This window comes from Diaphorobacter sp. J5-51, assembly GCF_001023515.1.
Taxonomy (GTDB): Bacteria; Pseudomonadota; Gammaproteobacteria; order Burkholderiales; family Burkholderiaceae_C; genus Diaphorobacter; species Diaphorobacter nitroreducens.
Genome location: NZ_JSYI01000124.1, coordinates 1 through 1333, shown reverse-complemented (window position 1 = coordinate 1333; position 1333 = coordinate 1). Strand labels below are relative to the sequence as shown.

At 54.4% G+C, this 1333-nt stretch carries 3 protein-coding genes; all 3 read right to left on the bottom strand.

The features are described 5' to 3' along the window. Positions 1-157: 157 nt before the first annotated feature. Genes OX89_RS18715 through OX89_RS19210 form a run of 3 tightly spaced genes read right to left on the bottom strand, consistent with a single transcriptional unit; the run spans position 158 to position 1284 of the window. Positions 158-445: a hypothetical protein gene (locus OX89_RS18715; RefSeq protein ID WP_157497520.1), complete on the bottom strand. Its 288-nt coding sequence runs from the start codon at positions 443-445 to the stop codon at positions 158-160. A gap of 2 nt (positions 446-447) precedes the next feature. After that, positions 448-699 (bottom strand): hypothetical protein, encoded by a 252-nt coding sequence (locus OX89_RS18710; RefSeq protein WP_157497518.1) that lies wholly within the window; start codon positions 697-699, stop codon positions 448-450. A 15-nt stretch (positions 700-714) separates the two neighbouring features. Then, positions 715-1284 carry a hypothetical protein gene (locus tag OX89_RS19210; protein WP_234305586.1) on the bottom strand — a complete coding sequence of 190 codons (570 nt, stop codon included), beginning with the start codon at positions 1282-1284 and terminating at the stop codon, positions 715-717. Positions 1285-1333 lie beyond the last annotated feature (49 nt).

Here is a 1333-nt window from a genome sequence, read left to right as displayed (position 1 = left end):
ACAAGGTGCTTGCACACCTTCTCCGCCCTGTCTCGCAATTCGTACATTCCGCCAAGTATACGGACACCGGTCGAACTAGCCTTGGGTGTACGCCACGGCGGAAAAACCGAGGCCACATTCGGGGTGAGCGCCTTGGTCTCTATGTGCTCGTTCTTGTTTAGAACGTTTCAATGTAGTTCATGTTGCGCAGGCGCACACAGGCTTCGTGCCACCCGACTCTCGCCGGATGACCTTCGCCACGGTGGTATATGAAGCCCCTTGTGCCAACTGCAAGCATTGCCCGTTTGAGCGCTTCACGGTCGTAGCGAAGGCAGAACCATCGTCCCTCACGATCCATGAAGACCAGGCTCTGGCGATGTGCGTAGCGCCGCCAGTGCTCAGCCGCCTTGAACGCCTCAGTGTTCGACACGGGGCCTATATCGCGCACAGGATTGGAAGTTTTCATTCTCAGGTCAAACAGATCCCATAGTGGGCTCTGACAAGACGGCGGCGCTCGCAGAAAGTCCGACCCAGAGTTACTTCGAGAGGAGCAGTGCAAACGAGGTTGCGCAGCGCTGCAGCGCGAAGCTTCACAGAGTACGCATCCTTAGATTGAATCACTCGCACCAATTGATGAATGGACAGTGCGCCGGTTGCCCTTATCTGCCCAAAATACCGCTGACGTTTCTCTCCAGCGAGAACTCGCATGGTGTTGGTCATGACGAGCTCCTTCTGTTATTCACACTTCAGCGAATCCATGCGCTCGCGCATTTCAGCGGTGAAGGCATGCGGCTCCATAAGGCCATACTTGGCCAACCGATCAGGTAAACCCTCCAAACTGAACTCGCAGTTCTCGATGCGGTCTAGCATGAAGTCGGCCACTTCCTTTTCAGAGAGCGGCTCCGGCTTAATCACTGCTTCGATCGAGTAGTCCTCGACTTCCGCGTCAGAACCGCCAGTCAGCATGTCATTCCCTACCGCGATCTCTGTCATCTTTCGCAAAAGAGCGACCATCTCCGCAGCGTTTTCCCCATTCAGAGAGTACGTCACATCGAGTGTCAAGCGAACGCGAGCGATCTCAGACTCAGGCTCCCCGTATTCAGCCTTGGCTTCATCCAGTGTCATCCACTGCACGTTCTCCCCAATAGTAGGACGCAGTGTGACCGCTTCCTTATTGGTAAAAAGGGTGGCATCGGACAGAGCGACCCAACCGAGTTCGCTGTTCCAAAACCCCTCGCCATCGGCGATGGCCATTTCCTTTTCTGAGAAAAGCACATAGGTTACGGGGGTTGTATTAGTTTGCATGATTAGTTCCTTATTTAAAATGCGGAACTACACCCTCACGGGTGTAGGT

Excerpts from the sequence above, each read along its gene's own strand:
- OX89_RS18715 (WP_157497520.1), bottom strand. The coding sequence starts at position 445 with ATGAAAACTTCCAATCCTGTGCGCGATATAGGCCCCGTGTCGAACACT.
- OX89_RS18710 (WP_157497518.1), bottom strand. The coding sequence starts at position 699 with ATGACCAACACCATGCGAGTTCTCGCTGGAGAGAAACGTCAGCGGTAT.
- OX89_RS19210 (WP_234305586.1), bottom strand. The coding sequence starts at position 1,284 with ATGCAAACTAATACAACCCCCGTAACCTATGTGCTTTTCTCAGAAAAG.